At 34.2% G+C, this 20,873-nt stretch carries 19 protein-coding genes; 12 read left to right on the top strand and 7 right to left on the bottom strand.

Annotated features, from left to right (window positions below; all coding sequences use genetic code 11):
* Nucleotides 1-55 precede the first annotated feature (55 nt).
* From recJ to A9G36_RS03300, 4 genes are all read left to right on the top strand, one after another.
* Nucleotides 56-1,786: a single-stranded-DNA-specific exonuclease RecJ gene (recJ, locus tag A9G36_RS03285; protein WP_065569634.1), complete on the top strand. Its 1,731-nt coding sequence runs from the start codon at nt 56-58 to the stop codon at nt 1,784-1,786.
* A gap of 124 nt (nt 1,787-1,910) precedes the next feature.
* On the top strand, nt 1,911-3,302 hold the full coding sequence (gene mpl / locus A9G36_RS03290; protein WP_034946889.1) for a UDP-N-acetylmuramate:L-alanyl-gamma-D-glutamyl-meso-diaminopimelate ligase: 1,392 nt from the start codon (nt 1,911-1,913) through the stop codon (nt 3,300-3,302).
* A gap of 406 nt (nt 3,303-3,708) precedes the next feature.
* A complete protein-coding gene (proS, locus tag A9G36_RS03295; RefSeq protein WP_034946891.1) occupies nt 3,709-5,430 on the top strand; it encodes a proline--tRNA ligase in 1,722 nt (573 codons plus the stop codon).
* 195 nt (nt 5,431-5,625) lie between these two features.
* Nucleotides 5,626-7,077 (top strand): beta-barrel assembly-enhancing protease, encoded by a 1,452-nt coding sequence (locus A9G36_RS03300; RefSeq protein ID WP_034946894.1) that lies wholly within the window; start codon nt 5,626-5,628, stop codon nt 7,075-7,077.
* A 66-nt stretch (nt 7,078-7,143) separates the two neighbouring features.
* On the opposite strand, the gene A9G36_RS03305 is transcribed toward A9G36_RS03300, so the two are convergent.
* Entirely contained in the window at nt 7,144-7,806 is a 663-nt protein-coding gene (locus A9G36_RS03305) for a histidine phosphatase family protein (RefSeq protein ID WP_034946897.1), read from the bottom strand.
* A gap of 23 nt (nt 7,807-7,829) precedes the next feature.
* The gene (gene rluC / locus A9G36_RS03310; protein ID WP_034946900.1) at nt 7,830-8,813 is read right to left on the bottom strand and encodes a 23S rRNA pseudouridine(955/2504/2580) synthase RluC; all 984 of its coding nucleotides are present in this window, start codon (nt 8,811-8,813) and stop codon (nt 7,830-7,832) included.
* A gap of 148 nt (nt 8,814-8,961) precedes the next feature.
* On the opposite strand from rluC, the gene dsbB reads away from it, so the two are divergent.
* From dsbB to rapZ, 4 genes are all read left to right on the top strand, one after another.
* A complete protein-coding gene (gene dsbB, locus A9G36_RS03315; RefSeq protein WP_034946902.1) occupies nt 8,962-9,492 on the top strand; it encodes a disulfide bond formation protein DsbB in 531 nt (176 codons plus the stop codon).
* 78 nt (nt 9,493-9,570) lie between these two features.
* Complete coding sequence (gene rluA / locus A9G36_RS03320; protein WP_034946903.1) at nt 9,571-10,227, top strand: bifunctional tRNA pseudouridine(32) synthase/23S rRNA pseudouridine(746) synthase RluA; 657 nt, start codon at nt 9,571-9,573, stop codon at nt 10,225-10,227.
* A gap of 86 nt (nt 10,228-10,313) precedes the next feature.
* Nucleotides 10,314-10,913 carry an XTP/dITP diphosphatase gene (locus A9G36_RS03325; protein ID WP_034946905.1) on the top strand — a complete coding sequence of 200 codons (600 nt, stop codon included), beginning with the start codon at nt 10,314-10,316 and terminating at the stop codon, nt 10,911-10,913.
* A gap of 98 nt (nt 10,914-11,011) precedes the next feature.
* Nucleotides 11,012-11,860, top strand: a complete 849-nt coding sequence (gene rapZ / locus A9G36_RS03330; protein WP_034946908.1) for an RNase adapter RapZ — start codon at nt 11,012-11,014, stop codon at nt 11,858-11,860.
* On the opposite strand, the gene A9G36_RS03335 is transcribed toward rapZ, so the two are convergent.
* Nucleotides 11,836-12,651 (bottom strand): divergent polysaccharide deacetylase family protein, encoded by an 816-nt coding sequence (locus A9G36_RS03335; protein WP_065569637.1) that lies wholly within the window; start codon nt 12,649-12,651, stop codon nt 11,836-11,838. The genes rapZ and A9G36_RS03335 overlap by 25 nt on opposite strands.
* Nucleotides 12,648-13,856: a murein hydrolase activator EnvC gene (envC, locus tag A9G36_RS03340; RefSeq protein WP_065569638.1), complete on the bottom strand. Its 1,209-nt coding sequence runs from the start codon at nt 13,854-13,856 to the stop codon at nt 12,648-12,650. The genes A9G36_RS03335 and envC overlap by 4 nt, the downstream gene beginning before the upstream one ends.
* 223 nt (nt 13,857-14,079) lie before the next feature.
* Between envC and glyQ the strand changes: the two genes are divergently transcribed.
* The 4 genes from glyQ to ybaK all read left to right on the top strand — a co-directional run bounded on the left by glyQ (nt 14,080) and on the right by ybaK (nt 18,572).
* Entirely contained in the window at nt 14,080-15,012 is a 933-nt protein-coding gene (glyQ, locus tag A9G36_RS03345) for a glycine--tRNA ligase subunit alpha (protein WP_034946911.1), read from the top strand.
* Nucleotides 15,013-15,023: 11 nt separating this feature from the next.
* Nucleotides 15,024-17,096 carry a glycine--tRNA ligase subunit beta gene (gene glyS / locus A9G36_RS03350; protein ID WP_065585402.1) on the top strand — a complete coding sequence of 691 codons (2,073 nt, stop codon included), beginning with the start codon at nt 15,024-15,026 and terminating at the stop codon, nt 17,094-17,096.
* 73 nt (nt 17,097-17,169) lie between these two features.
* Nucleotides 17,170-17,961: a hypothetical protein gene (locus A9G36_RS03355; RefSeq protein ID WP_034946916.1), complete on the top strand. Its 792-nt coding sequence runs from the start codon at nt 17,170-17,172 to the stop codon at nt 17,959-17,961.
* Nucleotides 17,962-18,086: 125 nt separating this feature from the next.
* Nucleotides 18,087-18,572, top strand: coding sequence for a Cys-tRNA(Pro) deacylase (gene ybaK, locus A9G36_RS03360; protein WP_065569640.1), 486 nt, complete (start codon nt 18,087-18,089; stop codon nt 18,570-18,572).
* 175 nt (nt 18,573-18,747) lie between these two features.
* Here ybaK and A9G36_RS03365 read toward each other — a convergent pair whose 3' ends face one another.
* The 3 genes from A9G36_RS03365 to hemE form a co-directional block, all read right to left on the bottom strand.
* Nucleotides 18,748-19,020 carry an HU family DNA-binding protein gene (locus A9G36_RS03365; RefSeq protein WP_034946923.1) on the bottom strand — a complete coding sequence of 91 codons (273 nt, stop codon included), beginning with the start codon at nt 19,018-19,020 and terminating at the stop codon, nt 18,748-18,750.
* A 175-nt stretch (nt 19,021-19,195) separates the two neighbouring features.
* Nucleotides 19,196-19,789 (bottom strand): YjaG family protein, encoded by a 594-nt coding sequence (locus tag A9G36_RS03370; protein ID WP_065585403.1) that lies wholly within the window; start codon nt 19,787-19,789, stop codon nt 19,196-19,198.
* Nucleotides 19,782-20,855, bottom strand: a complete 1,074-nt coding sequence (gene hemE, locus A9G36_RS03375; protein WP_034946928.1) for a uroporphyrinogen decarboxylase — start codon at nt 20,853-20,855, stop codon at nt 19,782-19,784. The genes A9G36_RS03370 and hemE overlap by 8 nt, the downstream gene beginning before the upstream one ends.
* Between the last annotated feature and the right edge of the window lie 18 nt (nt 20,856-20,873).

A 20,873-nucleotide genomic window follows, 5' to 3' on the forward strand; every position in this document is an offset into this window, starting at 1 on the left:
TAAAATTTAAGCTTAATGTGAAGATACATGTTAGCATAATGCTAACATTAAGAATATGAATAAACTACTACATCGTAAATTACCAGAATCACTTCCAGAGTTGTCAAAAGATATCCCATTATTATTGCGGAGAATTTTTGCCCTGCGTGGTATCACATGCATGCAAGAGCTTGATTATACGACACGAAATTTATGTAATTATGATAAGTTATATGGTATCGATAATGCAGTTGAAATTCTTTATACAGCAATGGTGAGTAATAAACGTATTATGATCGTTGGTGATTTTGATACCGACGGTGCGACGAGTACCGCTCTTGCTGTTAAAGCGCTAAAAGCAATGGGATGCCAATTTGTTGATTATATTATTCCAGATCGTTTTGAAGATGGTTATGGTTTAAGTATAAGTGTCGTTGAAAAAGCTATTTTACAAAAAACAGATCTCATTATTACGGTAGACAATGGTATTTCAGCAGTTGATGCAGTTGAATTTGCTAAGCAAGCTAACTTGACAGTAATTATTACTGATCACCATTTATGTCCCGAACAATTGCCAAATGCCGATGCGATAATTAATCCTAATTTGCCGGATTGTTCTTTTCCATCTAAACACTTAGCTGGTGTTGGTGTAACATTTTATTTTATGTTAGCGTTGCGCGCTAAATTACGACAAGAAAATTGGTTTTCTAACAAAAATTTGATCGAATATAATATTGCTAATTTATTAGATTTAGTGGCATTAGGTACCATTGCTGACGTAGTTAAACTTGATCATAATAACCGTATATTAGTTCACCAAGGTGTGAAAAGAATACGCTCAAATTATTGCTGTGAAGGAATCAAAGCATTATTACATATAGCCAAAAAAGACCCTTCTTCCTTTACCTCTACAGATCTCGCCTTTTATATTGCACCAAGATTAAATGCTGCAGGAAGAATGGATAATATGTCACTTGGCGTTGAATTATTACTTTGTGATAACTATGATATAGCGCTTAATAAAGCAACTGATCTTGATAATCTCAATAGTGATCGAAAGTTAATTGAGCAGGCTATGCACAAAGAAGCCTTAGCATTTGTTGAGGAAATAGAAAAACAAAATATTTCTATTCCAAATTCTTTAGTTGTTTATCATCCTGATTGGCATCAAGGGATTATCGGTATATTATCAGCTCGTTTAAAAGATAAATATTACCGACCAGTTATTTCATTCGCTTCAGCACAAAATGGTTTTTTAAAAGGTTCTGGGCGTTCTATTCAAGGTGTTCATCTACGCGATCTACTTGACGAATTAGATCAAATGCACCCTGATCTTTTAGTCAGTTTTGGTGGTCATTCAATGGCTGTAGGTTTAACAATACGCGAAGAAAATTTAGCCTATTTTAGACAATGTTTTGATTCTCTTTTAGTTAACCGATTAAATTCAAATACATTAAATCAGGTTATTGAAACTGATGGTGAAGTAGATAAACAAGATTTTACCTATTCTGTAGCTAAGCTGCTAAAAGAATCAGGACCATGGGGAGAAGGTTTTTCTGAACCAATTTTTGATGGTGAATTTGTTATTCACCAACAAAGATTATTAGCAGACAAACATTTAAAACTACTATTAGAACCCGTAAATAGTAGCATACTTATTGAAGGTATTGCGTTTAATGTCAACCGACTTGAGTGGCCAGATCATTCCATAAAAAAAGTTAAAATTGTTTACCATTTAGATGTTGATGAATTTCGAGGTAATCAAGCTGTTAAATTATTAATTAGGCATTTGTGGCCTATCGCTTAAGCAAGAAAAATCGATTATAATTATTAAATTGTTTCAAATTTACATAAAATGATTATTTGAAATAATATTGATAAAAATGAGATATTTTTACCTACAAAATTTTATACAAAATTAAGGACTAAAAATGCGTATTCATATTCTTGGAATTTGCGGCACATTTATGGCAGGAATTGCATTAATAGCTCGTTCACTTGGTCATAAAGTAACAGGATCAGATAAAAATGTATATCCTCCAATGAGCACCCTTTTAAAAAAAGAAAATATTGATATCATTGAAGGCTATGATCCATCGCAACTCAATCCTATACCAGATTTAGTAATTATTGGTAACGCATTATCAAGGGGCAATCCTTGTATTGAGTATATATTAGATAATAATATCCCTTACATTTCAGCACCGCAATGGTTGCATGATAACGTTTTACGAGATCGCTGGGTCATTGCCGTGGCAGGCACACATGGTAAAACCACAACAGCAGGGATGGTCAACTGGATTTTAGAAAAACAAGGTTATCAACAAGGTTTTATTATTGGTGGAGTACCGGGTAATTTTGATGTTTCCGCAAGGTTAGGAGAAAGTAACTTTTTTGTGATTGAAGCGGATGAATATGATTGTTCATTTTTTGATAAGCGATCAAAATTCATGCACTATTGCCCTAAAACACTTATCATGAACAATTTAGAATTTGATCATGCTGATATTTTTGATGATCTAAATTCTATTCAAAAACAATTTCATCATTTAGTACGATTAGTGCCAAGTAATGGACTTATTATATCACCTCATGAAGATGTAAATCTCAAGCAAGTACTGACCAAAGGCTGTTGGAGTGAACAAGTATTTACCGAGTCTGAAACTGGTTGGTTAGCACAACGAATTAATAATGATGCAAGTCATTTCGCCGTCTATTTAAATAGCCAAAAGGTGGGGGAAGTTGAATATTCACTTGTAGGTGAACATAATATGCATAATGCGTTAATGGCAATAGCTGCAGCTTATAATGTTGGTATTAAACCTGATGATGCTTGTTTAGCTCTCAGTTCTTTTGTTAATGCTAAACGGCGTTTAGAACTTTATGGTGAAGTCAATCATATTGAAATTTATGACGATTTTGCTCATCATCCAACAGCTATCTTAGCTACACTTGAAGCACTACGCAGTAAAATTGGCGCAAACCGCCGTATTCTTGCTGTATTAGAGCCTCGTTCAAATACTATGAAATTAGGTATATCGAAAGATGAATTAGCGCCATCATTAGGTCGTGCTGATGAAGTTTTTATATTCCAACCTGAACAATTACCCTGGTTAGTGGCTGATGTTGTTGATGCCTGTATTCAGCCTGCATATTGGTCAGGTGATATCGATTTACTTGTTGAAATGATAACTAAATCAGCTAAATCAACTGATGCAATTTTAATTATGAGTAATGGTGGCTTTGGCGGTATTCATAAAAAGATTTTAAAAAAATTAGAAAAACAAGAAATTAAAGAACGCGAAGAGCAACAATCAATTTAGAAAATACTCAATATTTATAAGATATATCATGTCGTATGGCATATCTTATAAATATACATTTTAATAATTACATCTATTTAATCTTTACTCTTCCAACAATTTTTTACTCACAAAAGATATCAATTAAGCTAACAATTAAAAGAAATTTCCTATCAATTTATATTAACAAGCACTTTTAATCCCAAAACCACAAAATATTAATAGTTAACATAGTAATTAAATTTAAGTAATTTATACTTATACTTTTTTTCTTGCCTTAAATTAACGACTAAACTAATTTATTATTAATCTACTGTTATCTCGTCAATTAATAATAAAATTACTTTAGTGTTGCGCTAGGTGCTGCTAAACTAACTAGCATTTTTTAGTATATTTTTAAATATAATTATTTTTTCAGGATAAATTTATGCGAACCAGTAAATACCTTCTTTCTACGCTAAAAGAAACTCCTGCTGATGCTGAAGTCATTAGCCATCAATTAATGTTACGTGCAGGCATGATCCGAAAAGTGGCTGCTGGTTTATATACCTGGCTTCCCACTGGTTACCGTGTACTTAAAAAAGTAGAAAATATTGTTCGTGAAGAGATGAATAAAGCTGGTGCAATAGAAGTATTAATGCCTGTTGTACAGCCTGCTGATATTTGGCAGGAAAGCGGTCGTTGGGAACAATATGGTCCTGAATTATTACGTATTAAAGATCGTGGCAACCGTGACTTTGTATTAGGTCCAACTCATGAAGAAGTGATTACTGACTTACTGCGTAATGAAGTTAGCTCATATAAACAATTACCACTTAACGTGTATCAAATTCAAACCAAATTTCGAGATGAAGTACGCCCTCGCTTTGGTGTGATGCGTTCACGTGAATTTATTATGAAAGATGCATACTCTTTCCATACTACACAAGAATCATTACAAGAAACTTATGATGAGATGTATAAAGCCTATAGCGCAATTTTTACACGTGCTGGTTTAAACTTTAGAGCGGTACGTGCTGATACAGGATCAATTGGTGGCAACTGGTCACATGAGTTTCAAGTATTAGCCGACAGTGGCGAAGATGATATTGTTTTTTCAACTGAATCTGATTATGCTGCTAACATAGAAATGGCTCAAGCATTAGCGCCAACACAAAAACGTGCTGAACCTACAAAAGCAATGGAGTTAATTGATACACCCAATGCCAAAACTATTGACGAATTAGTCGAACAATTCAATTTACCGATTGAAAAAACCGTAAAAACCTTAATGGTTAAAGCCACTAAAGAAAGTGGTCATCAATTAGTAGCTTTACTGGTTCGAGGTGATCATACATTAAATGAAATCAAAGCAGAAAAAATTGATATTGTTGCCTCGCCACTTGAATTTGCAACCGAAGAAGAAATCCGTGCTACCGTTAACGCAGGTCCTGGCTCGCTAGGTCCAATAAATCTAAACATGCCAATTATTATCGATCGTGATGTGGCTGTTATGAGCGACTTTAGTGCTGGTGCAAACATTGACCATAAACACTATTTTAATATCAATTGGGAACGTGACACTGCTTTACCTCGTATTGAAGACATCCGTAATGTGGTTGAAGGAGATATTAGCCCTGATGGCAAAGGCACATTACAAATTAAACGTGGTATTGAAGTTGGGCATATCTTCCAACTTGGCACAAAATATTCACAAGCAATGAAAGCAACAGTCCAAGGTGAAAATGGACAAAACCACGTTATGATTATGGGTTGTTACGGTATTGGCGTTAGCCGAATTGTAGCGGCTGCAATTGAACAATGTCATGACGACCGTGGTATTGTATGGCCAGAAGCGATTGCTCCATTTAGCGTTGTCATTATTCCAATGAACATGCACAAATCCGAAAAAGTTCAAGCAACAGCCGAAAAACTTTATGCTGATTTACAAGCTGCTGGCATTGAAGTTTTATTTGACGATCGTAAAGAGCGCCCTGGCGTGATGTTTGCTGATGCGGAACTAATCGGGATCCCTCACACTATCGTAATTGGTGAACGCAACCTCGATAATGGAGAAGTGGAATACAAACACCGCTCAGGTGGTGATAAAGAAATGGTGAAAGTTAACAATATCATTCAATTTATCCAAAACCGCCGTCAAAAAGCATAATAAAGCCAATCATAAAAATAACAGCAACAAATTAATCCAGTTGTTGTTATTTTACCAATTCAAGAATAGGCATTATTATTCATAACACATGTTACATCAAATAAGTTAAACCTCTAATTATAAATTCAAAGTGATATCGTCGTTTTTTTCAGCTAGAATAAATTAACGCAACTCTTATTTTAATTGGTTAGAATAATGTTAAAAAAAACAATTGCATTGATATTATCCACCTCATTATTATTACAAAGTACATCTATTGTTTATGCTGATAATATCAATCTCCCCGATATAGGAACTGCTGCTGCATCAACACTAAATATTGGTCAAGAAATGGAAATGGGCGATTATTATATGCGAATGTTACGAGCACAAGCCCCTATCATCGAAGATCCAATCTTGAATCAATACATTAATGATTTAGGAAAAAAATTAGTTTCAAAATCAGAATCAGTACAAACACCTTTCCATTTTTATATTATGCAAAGTGATATGCTTAATGCCTTTGCCTTTTTTGGTGGTAATGTTGTTATTCATTCGAAACTTATTTTAGACACAGATAACGAAAGTCAATTAGCATCGGTTATGGCACATGAAATTGGTCATGTAACACAACGCCATTTAGCTCGATCAATGGAAGCTCAAAACCGCAATAGCCCTTATATTTGGGGAGCTACGCTGGGTTCAATCTTACTTACATTGGCTAATCCTGAAGCAGGTATTGCTGCCATGACAAGTACTATAGCAGGATCAACTCAAAGTAAAATTAGTTTTACACAAAGTAATGAACAAGAAGCTGATAGGGTTGGTCTTAGGACGCTTGCTAAAGCCGGATTTGATCCTTATGCTTCATCAGAATTTCTACAAAAACTTGCCGATCAAAGCCGATTTAGTAGTAAGGCTCCCGAAATTTTACTTACTCACCCATTACCTAACAGCCGATTAACCGATATTCGAAATCGTTCATTGCAATATAGCAAAAAAAATGTATCTCCGTCATTAAACTACTATTTAGCGAAAGCTCGATTGGCCATATTAATGGCTAAAAATAAAAATACCGCAAAGCTATTAGTTGAAGATTATAAAAAACTAAACAATGAACAAAGTAAAACAGCTATTATTTATGCTAATGCTTTAGCAGATAATCTAAGTGGAAATAATCAAAAAGCGAAACAACAACTACAGCCATTATTAGATAGTGATCCCAATAATATTTGGTATATTGATTTAATGACTGATATTGATTTAGCGCTCAACAATAGCAGTACTGCAATAACTCGCCTACAGGCAGCATTAAAAAAAGCACCAAATAGTTCTACATTGCAACTAAACTTAGCTAATGCGTATATAAAAAACAAAAACTATCAACAAGCCGTAAGCTTGTTACATCGCTATACTTTTGACCATAACGATGACTCAAATGGATGGGAATTACTCGTCACTGCTTACGGGGGATTACATGCAAGAGCAAAAGAAATGAGTGCTAGAGCGGAATTAATTGCATTAGAAGGTCAATTTCAACAATCCATTCAACTATTACAAAATGCTAAGAATCAAACAAAAGGCGATCAGACAATGATTTCCAAAATTGATGCAAGAATTAATCAATTAAAACAGCTACAAAAACGTTATGCAGCTTATAAACGATAATTTTATTAACAAAACCCTCTCGACTAATTATTTATACACCCATTAGTCGAGAAGATAACAAAATACTTATTTATCAGCTAAATGATCCACATTATTGAAGAATTTTACAGTAAATTTCCCTTCAGATTGTTCATTACCTTGCTTATAATTAACCACACTAATGCTAGTATTTAGCATTCGAGGGAAATAATCCTCATCACGATGTAAACGCCAATCACCACCATTTAAAACACAAAGTAATATGCGTAATACAGTACCGTGTGAGACAACCAAAATATCACCGGTATTTTGGGGTGCGTTTTTTACAATGATATTTAACGCTTGCTTCATACGCCCTAGTATATCAAGATAATTTTCGCCCTGATTGACTGAAGCATCAAAATTAGCCGGTTCAGTTAAATAAATGTTAAATTCGGGCACTTCTTGTTTTAAGGTCGGTACATGTTTACCTTCCCAAATACCAAAATCCATCTCACGCAAATCAGCAAGCTCAAAAGTAGGAATAGCAATATTATTTTCATTAACAATATAATCGCGGGTTTCCATAGCTCGTTGTTGTGTACTTGAGTATGCTTGAATAAAAGGAACATTTTTTAAATATTGTCCAGTCAATTTAGCACCTAAAATACCTTGTTCAGTTAACGGTGAGTTTTTAGAGCCTTGCATCTGATCTTTAATATTCCACTGCGTTTGCCCATGCCTAATTAAATATAAATTAATATCTTTCATTCGTAGTAACTACCTTTTTTATTTTAAGATTCTGTTTTTTGATATTTATCTTTTCTTAGATATGACAAGCAAGCCTGCAAAACATCATCCATTGGTGCATTTAATTGCATCTCTTGCAAATTTTTAGGATGAATAAACCTTACACTTGCTGCATGTAAAAATAAACGATTAAGCTTCGTATCAGCTAATAACCCATCAAATTGTCTATCGCCATAACGATCATCAAAAGCAATTGGATGATTAGCGTATTGAGTATGTATGCGAATTTGGTGTGTACGACCAGTAACAGGGCTAGCTTTAATCAAAGTAGCAAAATTGAAACGCTCCTCAACTTTAAAGCGCGTTTCAGAAGGCTTACCCTCTTTATCAACCTTCACCACACGCTCACCGCTTTTTAATACATTTTTAAGCAATGGAGCTTGTATCACTTTACATTCAGAAGGCCAATTTCCCTTAACAAGCGCCAAATAATTTTTTTGTATTTGTTTAAGGCGCAACTGCTCGTGTAACGCTTTTAGTGCTGAGCGTTTTTTAGCAATCAATAACACGCCCGATGTTTCGCGATCTATGCGATGCACCAACTCTAAAAATTTCGCTTCAGGTCTTAAGGCGCGTAATCCTTCAATCACGCCAAAACTTAGGCCACTACCGCCATGAACAGCAATACCTGATGGCTTATTAATTGCCAACATTACCTCATCTTCATAGATGATTGCCTTTTCTAAATCAGCGACTTTATTAAGCTTGGTCGAAATTTCTGGTGTAGATTTTTCAATCATACGAACAGGAGGGATACGAATCTCATCGCCAATGTTTAATTTATATTCAGGTTTAATCCGTTTTTTATTAACACGAACCTCACCCTTTCTTAAAATGCGATAAACCATACTTTTTGGTACACCTTTTAAATAGGTGATTAAAAAGTTATCAATACGCTGTGTCGCATTTTCCTCAGAAATAGTAACAAATGAGACTTGTAGTTTTGTATGTGGAGCATTTGAGTCCATAAGAAGTACTTAATCCGCTATAAGTAAATAAAAGTCGTTTACATTATTAGAAAATAAACTACACTACTTCCAATCAAGGAATAAATCAGTTATTTTCAGCATAATTAAAGTTAACTAATTATAACGGAATCTGGGAGAATTAAATAGTATGTTATTACAACTTAACCAATATTCACAAGGAAGATTTGCTTGGTTTTTACTTTTCTTTTCAACTTTTGCTTTTGAATTAATAGCGCTTTACTTTCAACATGGCTTAGGACTTGCTCCTTGTACACTCTGTATTTATCAACGTTGTGCTATTTATGGAATTATGCTTGCAAGCATTATTGGGCTCATCACACCTAATAAAATAACCTTTAGATTAGTTGGGATTTTTGTTTGGATTTATAGTGCTTACAAGGGCTTTGGATTAGCTACACTCCATGCACACTTACAATTTGAACCAAATCTCGCTGATACTTGTGCAATTAATGTGGAATTTCCCTCTTGGCTGTCATTAAATTCTTGGTTGCCTAGCATGTTTAACTCTTATGGCTCCTGCTCTGATAGAGTTTGGACATTTTTAACTATTGAAATGTCACAGTGGATGATCATCATCTTTGCTTCTTATCTTATTGTTGGCTTGATTGTGCTGTTCTCACAGATTTTTTCGCCAAAAAATACAATGAAAAATAAGTAAAATTTGCATTCAACTAGCACTTTTTTTTGAATTTGTTAAAATATGTGACAATTTCATTTTACAAATTGTCACATTTAAATGCTTTTGGAATATCACCCCCCCATTGATCCTTGGCTATCTGTTTTATATCAAGACGACCATATTGTGGTTGTAAATAAACAACCGGGTATTTTGTCGGTTTCAGGCAATAAACCTCAATTTATTGATAGTATTATTCACCGATTGCAACAAAAATATAGCTACGTTGAATCCGTGCATCGGTTAGATATGGCAACCAGTGGTATCATGGTTGCCGCACTTTCTAAACTCGCCGATCGAGAGATAAAAAAACAGTTTCGTGAACGTATTCCTAAAAAAAACTATATTGCTGTTGTGCATGGACATCTTGAACAAGATTCTGGTCGTGTTGAATTACCACTAATTTGTGATTGGCCCAATCGACCAAGGCAAATGGTCGATTTAGAAAATGGCAAACATGCGCTGACAGAATATCAAGTTATTTCACGCAATCCTGACAACACAACTCGAGTGAAATTATTTCCTTTTACTGGGCGATCACATCAATTACGGGTACATATGCAAGCCATTGGTCACCCTATTTTAGGCGATAAATTCTATGCCCACCCTGAAGCCTTTGCTATGTCAAAAAGGTTGCTATTACATGCTCAATTACTAACAATTAACCATCCTAAAACAGGCGAAAGTATGACGTTTAGCTGTGAGCCTGATTTTTAAAAAAGCAGGAATATAAAATTAGCAATCGTTATATATAATCTACTCAAATCAGTAACAGATAACCAACTGATATAAAGGAAATTAAAATGCAAAAAATTGTTTTAGCAACGAATAATCAAGGTAAAGTCAATGAATTGCAAGCATTACTCGCTAATGCCGGTTTTGATATTATTGCACAAAGCCAATTTAATGTACCGGATGCCGACGAAACAGGTTTAACATTTATTGAAAATGCACTTTTAAAGGCAAGACATGCCTCCAAATTCACTGGATTACCAGCTATTGCTGATGATTCTGGATTATCGGTAGATGCTCTAAAAGGTCAGCCAGGAATCTATTCTGCACGTTATGCTGGTGAACATGGGAATGATAAAAGCAATAATCAAAAGCTATTAGATGCACTACAAAATGTTCCGAAAGAAAAACGTACAGCTTACTTTTATTGTGCATTAGTTTTTATGCGAAACGAAAGCGATCCAACTCCAATTATCTGCTTGGGAAAATGGCAAGGTTTAATCTTAAATGAAGCTCAAGGTGAAGGCGGTTTTGGTTATGATCCAATTTTTTATATCCCAGAACTTAATTTCACAGCAGCACAGCTCTCGAAAGAACACAAAAACCAGATTTCTCACAGAGGGCAAGCTCTTAAGCAATTAATTAAGAAAATCAAAACTGAGCCTTTTTAAAAAAATTTTGTTTATACTATTATTGTTTTTAATCAGAATTACCCATTTGGAAATAAACAGTATATAATTAAAGCATCAATCATTTTGGAGTTGATATAGTGATTCTAATGATAGTAAGTGGTCGTTCTGGCTCAGGAAAATCTATTGCATTACGAGCCCTAGAAGATATGGGGTTTTATTGTGTTGATAATATTCCTATTGTTTTATTACCTCAGTTAGCCGATACTTTAAAGAATAACAATACACCTGTTGCTGTCAGTATTGATATTCGAAACTTACCTGCAAATTCTGATTTTAATCATGATATATTTCAACGTTTGCCCGAATCTGTCACGCCTGAAATTATTTTTTTTGATTGTAGTCGTAATACATTAATACGGCGCTATAGTGAAACAAGGCGAATACATCCTTTAACTAATCAACAATATTCACTTGAAGAAGCTATTGATCTTGAAAAAAAATATTTAGAACCCCTGAAATCAAATGCAAGTTTAGTCATTAATACTGATAATCTTTCTGTTCATGAATTATCAGATATCTTAAGATCACGGGTTCTAGGAAAAAAAGAAAGAGAACTCACTATTATTTTTGAATCATTTGGGTTTAAATATGGTTTGCCTATTGATGCCGATTTTGTATTTGATGTGCGTTTTTTACCTAATCCACATTGGAATGCCAGTTTACGTCCCTTAACAGGTCTAGATGAACCCGTAAAAAGCTATTTATTAAATCATGATGAAGTTACCAATTTTATTTATCAAACTGCTAATTATTTAAAACAATGGTTTCCAATGTTAGAAAAAAATAATCGCAGTTATTTAACTATTGCTATTGGTTGTACTGGTGGTCAACATCGCTCTGTTTTCATTGCTGAAAGATTAGCTGAAATTTTCAGAGCACAAAATAAGCAGGTACAAATTCGTCATCGCACATTAGAAAAAAGATAATATATTTTACTAAATTGTTTTTTATATTTTTCAAAAATATCTTTTAAAATTATTTTTGACCTTTTAGTTAATGGAGTAGCTAAGTGACTTATGCTAACTAACTCAATATCAGCAGGTAAATTGGCTAACTTGAATTTTAATGCATTAATCGTTTGTGGATAAGGATGACCTATTGCGATAGCATATCCATTTTTGCGCGCAAGTGAAATAGCCAAATCAACTTGATACCTAATTGCTTTTTCGCTTTGGTCATCATCTAAAAATACATCTCTGACAACAACAGGAATATTATAATTATGGGCTGCTACTTTTACCTGTGTTTTGCCAATGGTTTTACTATCCAAAAAAAACATTGAATACTGACTTAATGCTTTCATAACATATTCCATTCCTTTTTGGTTTGATGTCATCAAACTCCCCATATGGTTATTGACACCAATTGCATAAGGCACTCGCTCGACAGCATTATCAATAATTCGGCTTATTTCTGCTTCAGTCATATGAGGAAACAACGTATATTTCTCTAATGGCTGTTTACCTAAAGGAGCCATAGGTAGGTGGATAATCACATCATTCCCATGTTGATGAGCCATTGTAGCAATGCGCTTGGCATTAGGAGAATAAGGTAAAACTGCAATGGTAATATGAGAAGATAATGCAATAATTTGTTCTTCATAGCGTTGGCGATATCCAAAATCATCCATAACAATAGCGAGCTTTGCTGCCCATACATTTTGTATATTTAATATCCAAAAATTTAAAATTAATATACAGACCAAATGTTTCTTCATTTCAGCCACCCACTCGGATCAAGAGCCTTACCATCTCGACGAATCTCAAAATAAAGGGCCGGTATATTTTGCCCTCCACTCGATCCTACAAGAGCTATCGATTGCCCACTTTTAATTTTATCTCCTACATTCACTAATACTCGTTGATTATATCCATATAAACTCATGTCCCCTTTACCATGCTCAATAGCCACAATAAAACCATACCCTTGTAACCAGTTAGCTAAAATTACTCGCCCATCAGTAATTGCTTTAACTTGAGTACCATCTACGGCATTAATTACCAAACCTTTCCAATGCAGCTCGCCTTGTAAAGACTCACCATATTGATGAACAACAGTTCCACTTACAGGCCAATTGAATTGATGTTGCGGCTTACCAATTCCACTTACCCTTGCCATCAGGGCTTTTTCATCTGAGCTGAGAATATAATTAGTATTTTTTTGCTTTTCGGCAATATATTGAGCTTGCATTTCTTCTTCTTCAGCAATGCGTCTACTATCTTGTTCAGCTTGCGCAATTTTAGCTTGTAATTTTGCTTCGTTTTCACGTAAATTTGCTAATTTTTGTTTATTCGCCTGCATTGATGACTCAAGAAACATAATTGTTTTTTGCCGTTTTTTCCAATTTATTTCAAGCCGTTTTTGCTCCTTTTTTTGTTGATTTTGCATTGTTTTATGAGAAGCCTGCATTTTCTGCAATTCACTTTTCTTTTCATCTAATTGCATTTGTGTTATTTGAATATCACGAATTTGTTGTTGTCTTACTTCATTAATGTAACCATAATAAGAGATAATACGTTCATTAAGTTCACTTTTTTCACCGGAGAAAATCAGTTCTAATCCTGCTGCCTTTCCTATTTTGAATGCACTTTCAATTTGTTTTGCCAATACTTCTTGTTGCTGTTTTTGCTTAATCTTCAAGACATCAATCTGCTTTATCAATTCATTAATTTGTTCGTTAAATTTCTTTAGTAATAAACTATTTTTCTCAATTAATGTTAGCAAGTTGGCTATTTCGGTTTCTTGTTCTTTTAATGCTTTCACTAATTGTGAACGCTCTTTGCTCTGCTGAGCTAAACGATTTTCTTGCTCTTCAATCGAGCGACGTAAGGATTCTAACTTTTGATTATCATCAGCGTAAACAGAATTAATTTTGATGGCCAAAATTAAAGTGATAACAAAAAATTTTAGATAAATAGACATGGCGTTTTATTTATAATTTATTACCAAGTATTAATGATAATGTCACTATACCTACAAATTGGTAAAGATGCAAAATCAAAAGCCTATTAGATTATTAGATGATAATGATTGAATGATATAGTAAGATTGCACGATTAGAGATTTCACAAGCAACAAGAAAAAGTATAAAATACAGCACTATTTAAATTATCGAAAATATCAATTCAACCATTAAGATAACAGCATGCAAAAGTTTAATGTCAAAACCTTTCAGGGTTTAATACTTACGTTACAAGATTATTGGGCTAATCAAGGTTGCACCGTGATTCAGCCATTGGATATGGAAGTTGGTGCGGGGACATCTCATCCTATGACTTGTTTACGAGCACTGGGGCCAGAACCTATTAATGCGGCTTATGTTCAACCATCACGTCGCCCAACTGATGGCCGCTATGGTGATAATCCAAACAGGCTTCAGCATTATTATCAATTTCAAGTTATCTTAAAACCTTCTCCTGATAATATTCAAGAGCTTTATTTAGGTTCGTTAAAACAATTAGGTCTTGACCCAACTGTTAATGATATTCGTTTTGTTGAAGATAATTGGGAAAACCCAACCCTTGGTGCATGGGGGCTTGGTTGGGAGATTTGGTTAAATGGTATGGAAGTAACCCAATTTACTTACTTTCAACAAGTTGGCGGGCTTGAATGTAAGCCTGTTACTGGTGAAATCACTTATGGACTTGAGCGCTTAGCAATGTATATCCAAGGCGTGGACAGTGTTTATGATTTGGTTTGGAGTGATGGTGCATTTGGTAAAACAACTTATGGCGATGTGTTTCATCAAAACGAGGTAGAGCAGTCCACTTATAATTTTGAATATGCAAATGTTGAATTTTTATTTTATTGTTTCGAACAACACGAAAAAGAAGCTAAGTTTTTGCTGGAGTTAGAAAAACCACTGCCACTACCTGCTTATGAGCGCATCTTAAAAGCGGCTCATTGTTTTAATTTACTTGATGCTCGTAAAGCAATTTCAGTAACAGAGCGACAACGTTATATTTTGCGAATCAGAACATTAACAAAAATGGTGGCAGAAGCCTATTATGCATCTCGCGAAGCTCTTGGCTTCCCTATGTGCCAAAATTCACAATCTAACGAAAGCGCATCAAAGTAGGAATTTAGAAGATTATGCAAAAAACATTTTTAGTGGAAATTGGTACCGAAGAGTTACCACCAAAATCACTCCGCACGTTGGCAGAAAGCTTTGCGGCTAATTTTATACAGCAGCTTGACAATGCCAATTTAGAACATGGTGAGGTGCTTTGGTATGCATCGCCTCGTCGTTTAGCATTAAAAGTTTTGAATTTGAATGATACGCAACCCGATAGTCAAATAGTTAAACGAGGTCCAGCGGTTAGCGCAGCCTTTGATGCCAATGGCAATGCAACAAAAGCTGCTGAAGGTTGGGCTCGTGGTTGCGGTATTACTGTTGATCAGGCTGAACGTATACAAACTGATAAAGGTGAATGGCTTTCTTATACTCAAAATCAAAAAGGTCAACCTGTTGTTAATTTGTTATGTGATATGGTTAAAACCGCATTAAGTAAATTACCTATTCCTAAACCAATGCGTTGGGCAGCTCGTCAAGTTGAATTTATTCGTCCATGCCATACTGTCACTATGTTGTATGGTAATGAGCTTGTGCCCGGTACGATTTTAGAGATTAAATCAGATCGCATTATTCGTGGTCATCGTTTTATGGGTGAACAAGAGTTCACTATTGATAATGCAGACCAGTATCCTGAAATTTTGGAACAACGTGGTAAAGTAATTGCTGACTACGATAAACGTAAATCTATTATTAAACAACAAGCTGAAGAAGAAGCAGCAAAATTAAACGGTAAAGCAGATTTAACAGATAATTTGCTTGAGGAAGTTTCATCGCTGGTTGAATGGCCCGTTGTGTTAACTGCTAAATTTGAGGAACGATTTTTAGAAGTTCCTGCTGAATCCTTGGTTTATACCATGAAAGGCGATCAAAAATACTTTCCCGTTTATGATAAACAAGGCAAATTATTACCAAACTTTATCTTTGTGGCTAATATTGAGTCAAAAGATCCACAAGTTGTAATTTCGGGTAATGAAAAAGTAGTTCGCCCTCGCCTTGCCGATGCAGAGTTCTTTTATCAAACTGATTTAAAACAACGTTTAGAAGACCGTTTGCCCCGCCTTGAAACAGTTTTATTTCAACAACAACTTGGAACAGTTAAGGATAAAGCAATTCGCATTGAGTCGTTATCAGGCTTTATTGCCGATAAAATTGGTGCTGATGTTGAGCAAGCCAAACGAGCGGGCAAATTAACAAAATGCGATTTAGTGACTAATACCGTTTTTGAATTCCCTGAAACACAAGGCATTATGGGTCGTTATTTGGCACTTAAAGATGGCGAAAGCATTGAAGTTGCGACCGCCATTGAAGAACAATATAAACCGCGTTTTGCTGGTGATGAATTACCAAGCACTGCTATTTCTTGTGCAGTTTCTATCGCTGAGAAATTGGATACTTTAGCCGGTATTTTTGGTATTGGTCAACATCCTAAAGGTGATAAAGATCCTTTTGCATTGCGTCGCGCTGCTATTGGTGTGTTACGAATCATTGTTGAAGAAGCATTATCTTTAGATCTAGTTGAATTAGCCAATTATGCCGCATCATTATATGGCGGTAAACTGACCAATAAGAATGTGGGTGATGATATTGTTAATTTTATGCAAGGTCGTTTCCGCGCTTGGTACCAAGAGCAAGGTTTTGCCATTGATACAATTCAAGCTGTTTTAGCACTTAATCCAACTAAACCCGCTGATTTTGATGCACGCATTAAAGCAGTAACTCACTTTAGGACCTTGCCCGAAGCTTCGTCATTAGCCGAAGCTAATAAGCGAGTGTCAAATATTTTATCTAAAGTTGAGGTTACTATTCCTGAACAGATCAATGCAGCATTGTTAGAAGCAGGTGCTGAAGGCGAGTTAGCTAAAAAATTGGTGATTTTAACCGATAAACTTTCACCTTATTTTAGTGAAAGCCGTTATCAAGATGCATTAATTGAATTATCGTCATTAAAAGAGACAGTGAATGCATTTTTTGATTCAGTCATGGTTATGGTTGACAATGAAGATATTAGACTTAATCGATTAGCGCTTTTGAAAAAGCTACAAAACTTATTTTTGAAAGTAGCTGATATTTCATTATTGCAAGCTTAATTTACGAATTTAATCGTTTAAAAATAATAGTGGTAACTAAACCTGTTACCACATATAAGGAACTTATATAGAAATGCAAAAAAAAATTCCTTTTTCTTTAGTTTTTACACAAACATGCAATTTTTTTCGTAATCGTATTATACCAATTGCGCTTGTAAGCCTATTAGTAGCACTAATGAGCCCAGTTATAAGTTACTACTTTTACAAACTAGAAACGTATACACAATTATATTTATCAGGAAACATCGCTAGCTATGTATCAGTCATTATTATAGAAGTTGCAATCTATATTGCTATAAAATCAATTAGTATTGCAACAGTTTATAATCTTTATGTAAGTGATAAACTTAACCCCAAATTATTACTGTCTAAAGTATTAGAAAATCTATTAAAAATTATTGTTTTTTACTTTGCGATGATTTTTCACTTAGTTGTTATAGTATTATTTTTATTTTTAATCTTTATTACTTTAAATTCACTACTTCCCAAACCTTTGATTATTTCATTAATTTTTATAACGCTAATTATTTTCTCTGTACTTTTCTTTATTTTTACTAGCTTCTTTTTTGGATTATTAGCTGAATCTAAACAAAAAAGCTTCTCTGAGTTATTTTCGTTAAGTTGTCAACTGACAAAAACGCAATGGCTTCCTTCTTTTCTTATGCTATTAATTAATATCGCATATTTAATGATTATTACTAAATTGTTTATGATAATCGGTGAAAACAATATAGTAGTTAATATTATCTTTTCGTTCTGTTCTGCCTTTTTTGATATCTTCCTGACGAGCTTTTTCTATCGTCTTTATTGGTTAGCAACTAATGATGCTAACTCAAACTTTCCAACAAAAGATGATCAGCAATAAACTAATAGTTTGATCGTTTAATTATTCTCATCCCCACCAGTTTAGATTGGTGGGGAAACTCACTTGCTATATCAATTCGCTGTGTATTATATTTGTTATAATGAAAAACCATTTGGATAACAATTATGACACCAGCGATTAATTTACTTAAAAAGTTAAAAATCAAATTTAATATCCATCAATATAAGCACGATCCAAACCAAACCAATTATGGGCAAGAAGCTATTGATAAGCTTGATCCCAGTTTGAATATTACAGCGGCACAGGTATTTAAAACCTTGATTGTGAGTTTAAATGGTAATAATAAAACATTAGCGGTCTGTGTATTGCCTGTCGATAGTCATCTGGATCTTAAAAAAGCCGCAAAAGTATTAAACTGTAAAAAAATAGATTTAGCTGATCCTAATTTAGCCCAAAAGGTAACAGGTTATTTGGTGGGAGGAATTAGTCCACTCGGTCAAAAACAGCAACTACCCACACTTATTGATTTGAGTGCAAGTGAGCACTCTACCATGTTTATATCAGGCGGACGAAGAGGATTAGAAATTGAAATCGTGCCCCAAGATTTGGTTAATATATTACAAGCGAAATTGGTTGAAATAACCGCTTAAAATTGTTAACGGTATAATTTGTAATTAGGATTTAATATTACTTATAAATAGGATAATAAAGCCTAAAATCAACTTGTTTTAAAGAATTTTATTTTTTATTTAAAGACAAGGCCATAAGGATACACCCTATGACCTATTACTTCTATCAATCAATTTGACTATAAGAAAAAGTAATTTATTTGATTGCTTCTTTTAAGCTTTTACCTGATACAAATGCAGGTACTTTACTTGCTGCAATTTTAATTTCTTTACCCGTTTTTGGATTACGACCAGTGCGAGCTTTACGAGAATTAACTTTGAATGTGCCAAAACCAACTAATTGAACTGGCTCACCAGCTTTTAATGATTCAGTGATAGCCGCTAATGTAGCTTCTAATGCAGTTTTAGCTGCAACTTTAGTTATATCTGCTTTACTAGCAATTGCATCAACAAGTTCTGTTTTATTCATGGAAATATCCTTACATATTTATTTTATTGTTAAAGTTAACATAATCAGAAAAGTTAATTGATTAACTTTCTTCCTGTAAACAACATTTAGTTACATTGCTACTAAATGTAGTCTATATTGCTCTAATATAAAAGGAAAATTTATTAAAAAGTAAAAAAATCAGGGCTTGACTGTTTTAATCGCTCAAAAATAACCCAATATTACTTGTTTCAGCCAATCTAATTTCAGTCCTTAAACCTTTTATCAAATCGACTGCATCATTTTTTTCATCACGTAACAGTCGAAAAATATCCCATTGCAAGTCAAATTCATCAATAACACAAGGTAAAAGCAGCTGTTCATCTTCTGAAAGTTCAATATTAGATTTTGTCATTTCAAATTCTGCAATAGTAACAGCTGATATACTACTGACTTTGGCACTATGTTCAGCTATTTCACCACTGATATATGAGTGCAAAAGTTCACTCAATGCTTGGCACGCATCAATTGCAGGATACACAATATATGGACTATCATTCGTAATTACAGGAATCATTGCTTCTAATTTTTCTAACTGTAAATCAAAATTAATTTTCACATCCTTAACCAATAATGACTCCCAAACTAAATCAAGTATTTTTTTATAATTTTTTGCATTTTCTTCATTCTGTTGTTGACGACAATAAATAACAAAGTTTGGATACATACGCTCACATAGGCAAACCATAAATAAACGTTGCTGCCATACTGGTAATTTTTCTATTCTTAATTGAACAGGATTTTTAATCATGATGAAACCTTTTTGACTGTCGGTGCACCGCTTCAATCAAATGCTGTACATTCTCTACAGGGATATCTTGTTGAATACCATGACCTAAATTAAAAATATGCCCATTGTGATGACCAAACTCATTAAGAACGACCTCCACGTTGGATTCAATTACTTGTTTTCCTGCATATAAAACGCAAGGTTCTAAATTCCCTTGTACTGCTATTTTGCCTTTTTGAGTAATCTGACTTAAATTTACTGTCCAATCCACACCCACCGCATCGCAACCAGTATTAATAATACTATCAAGCCATAATCCTCCCCCTTTAGTAAATAAAGTAACAGGAATGTACGAGGTTATATCTTCACTTTTTTTACCTTGCTTTAATTGCGATAAAACCAATTGCATATAGTCAAGTGAGAATGTTTGATAGCTTTGATGACTTAACACTCCGCCCCAAGTATCAAAAATCATAATTGATTGCGCACCCGATTGAATTTGCGCATTTAGATATAACGCAACACTATGAGCAAGTTTTTCTAATAACAGATGCAATGCTTGTGGTTCGTCATAAAGCATTTTTTTTATTTTAGTAAACGTTTTACTACTACCACCTTCGATCATATAGGTAGCTAATGTCCATGGACTACCTGAAAAACCAATTAATGGTACTTTACCATTTAATTCTTTTTTCGTTAGACTAATTGCATCCATTACATATTTAAGAGATTGCATCGGATCGGGAATCGGCAATTGTTTTATATCTGATAAACAAGAGATAGACTTAGTAAATTTAGGTCCTTCACTTGCGCCAAAATATAAACCAAAGCCCATGGCATCAGGGATAGTTAAAATATCAGAAAATATAATAGCAGCATCTAAATCAAATCTTTTTAAAGGTTGCAACGTTGCCTCACATGCAAGCTCTGGAGTTTGGCACATTGTCATAAAATTACCTGATTTAGCTCTCAGTTGTCGATATTCAGGTAAATAACGACCAGCTTGGCGCATCATCCAAATTGGTGTGTAATCAGTTGGCTGACATTGCAAAGCACGTAAATAACGGTCATTTTTTAATTGGCTCATATCTTCAGCTCTTTAAGT

The organism is Gilliamella sp. Choc6-1, from assembly GCF_001690385.1.
Classification (GTDB): domain Bacteria; phylum Pseudomonadota; class Gammaproteobacteria; order Enterobacterales; family Orbaceae; genus Gilliamella; species Gilliamella apicola_A.